The 2,281-nt window shown below is 51.2% G+C and carries 2 protein-coding genes; one reads left to right on the forward strand and one right to left on the reverse strand.

Annotated elements, in window-relative coordinates; translation table 11 throughout:
- Nucleotides 1-693 (reverse strand): RNA methyltransferase (locus tag A918_RS0117635; protein ID WP_022712326.1); only part of this gene is annotated, 693 nt, incomplete at its 3' end.
- 340 nt (nt 694-1,033) lie between these two features.
- Between A918_RS0117635 and A918_RS0117640 the strand changes: the two genes are divergently transcribed.
- Complete coding sequence (locus tag A918_RS0117640) at nt 1,034-2,248, forward strand: NADP-dependent isocitrate dehydrogenase (RefSeq protein ID WP_022712327.1); 1,215 nt, start codon at nt 1,034-1,036, stop codon at nt 2,246-2,248.
- The last annotated feature ends 33 nt before the right edge of the window (nt 2,249-2,281 follow it).

The raw sequence follows: 2,281 nt of genomic DNA on the forward strand, positions 1-2,281 counted from the left end.
CGGACGGGTCAGCACTGCCCGCAGATTATTCACCATAATTTCCTTACGCGCTTCCGGGCGGAAATAACCGCGCGTATCCAGAGCTTCCTCCAAATGATTAAAGAAACCGTGTAGATATTCTTTATTGGCCGGTTGCAGTTCAGGCCCGCGGAAAACTGTGTCAGTTTCATTTTCCAGACCGGATTTCATCCATTCATAGGACATCAGCAACACAGCCTGCGCGATATTGAGCGAGGCAAATGCCGGATTGACCGGAAAAGTCACCAGCTCATCGGCCAGACCGACTTCATCATTTTTCAGGCCGACGCGTTCACGACCGAACATGATGCCGGTTTTCTCACCGGTACGGAATTTCTGGCGCAGGATTTTACCTGCCTCCACGGGACCACGCACCTGCTTGAAACCGTCTCGCTCGCGGGCGGTTGTGGCATAGACAAAATTCAGATCAGCCAGCGCTGACGGCAGATCATCATAGAGAACCGCGCTGTCAATAATATGATCGGCCTTGCTGGCGGCAGAGCGGGCTTTATCATTCGGAAAGGCTTCACGCGGATTGACCAGACGCAATTCGCCGAGGCCGAAATTCGCCATAGCGCGTGCCACCATGCCGATATTTTCCGGCAATTGCGGCTCCACAAGAATGATTGCTGGGCCTTCTGAAATCATCGGGCGCTGTTTGTCTGTACCGGCCATTATCTTCTCAAAACTCGAACTTCACGCGCAAAACGAGACATTCCGCATGCGCTTTTCGCGCTTTTCTTAAACGGAAGAGTGACGGAATTCAAACCATGCATGATAATTAAACAGGTCTCAGTTCAAAAAACTGAATCGCTCACAACCTGTACCGGCTCTGTCATGCAGCGAAGCGAAGCATATCTCACACCATCGTGAACAAATAAATTGCCCTCTGACAGTATAAAAACCCGTTATCTCCGGCGTTTTTTATTATTCCTGTTCTCAAGGCGTCGTTAGCACTTTGCCTCTCGCCTAAGCAGTGCTATGAGAGGCGCAACTTCATGAAGGAGAGGTTTTAATGGCAAAGATCAAAGTTGCAAATCCCGTTGTTGAGCTTGACGGCGATGAGATGACCCGCATCATCTGGCAGTTTATCAAAGACAAACTCATCCATCCATATCTCGACATCGATCTGAAATATTATGATCTGTCGGTAGAACACCGCGATGCAACCAATGATCAGGTTACCATCGACGCAGCGAATGCTATCAAAGAGCACGGCGTTGGTGTGAAATGCGCCACCATCACCCCTGATGAAGCCCGCGTTGAAGAATTCAAACTCAAGAAAATGTGGAAATCGCCAAACGGCACCATCCGCAACATTCTCGGCGGCGTCATTTTCCGCGAACCAATCATCTGCAAAAACGTACCACGTCTGGTGCCGGGCTGGACTCAGCCGATCATCGTTGGCCGTCATGCTTTCGGTGACCAGTACCGCGCGACTGATTTCAAATTCCCGGGCAAAGGCAAGCTGTCGATCAAATTCGTTGGTGAAGACGGCGAAACCATTGAACACGAAGTCTATGATGCACCATCCGCCGGTGTAGCTATGGCTATGTACAATATCGACGAATCCATCCGTGAATTCGCACGCGCATCGCTGAACTACGGCCTGCAGCGCGGCTATCCGGTTTATCTGTCGACCAAGAACACCATTCTCAAAGCCTATGACGGCCGTTTCAAAGATATCTTTGAAGAAGTATATCAGGCTGAATTTGCTGAGAAGTTCAAAGAAGCCAAGATCTGGTACGAACACCGCCTGATCGACGACATGGTTGCTTCGGCTCTGAAATGGTCCGGCGGTTATGTCTGGGCTTGTAAGAACTATGACGGTGACGTGCAGTCCGACATCGTGGCACAGGGCTTCGGCTCGCTCGGCCTGATGACCTCGGTTCTGATGACACCGGATGGCAAGACCGTTGAAGCAGAAGCTGCTCACGGTACTGTAACCCGTCACTATCGCCAGCATCAGAAGGGTGAGGAAACCTCAACCAACTCGATCGCTTCGATTTTCGCATGGACCCGTGGTCTCGCGCACCGCGCCAAGCTCGACGACAATGCCGAACTGAAGCGCTTTGCCGATACACTGGAAAAAGTCTGCGTAGACACAGTTGAATCCGGCTACATGACCAAAGATCTGGCTCTGCTGATCGGTCCGGATCAGCCTTGGCTGTCGACAACAGGCTTCCTCGACAAGATCGACGAAAACCTGCAGAAAGCAATGGCTGCTTAATCCGTCATGATTTGCAAAAGCCCCCCCCCCAAA

This window comes from Pseudochrobactrum sp. AO18b (genome assembly GCF_000409565.1).
GTDB lineage: Bacteria > Pseudomonadota > Alphaproteobacteria > Rhizobiales > Rhizobiaceae > Pseudochrobactrum > Pseudochrobactrum saccharolyticum.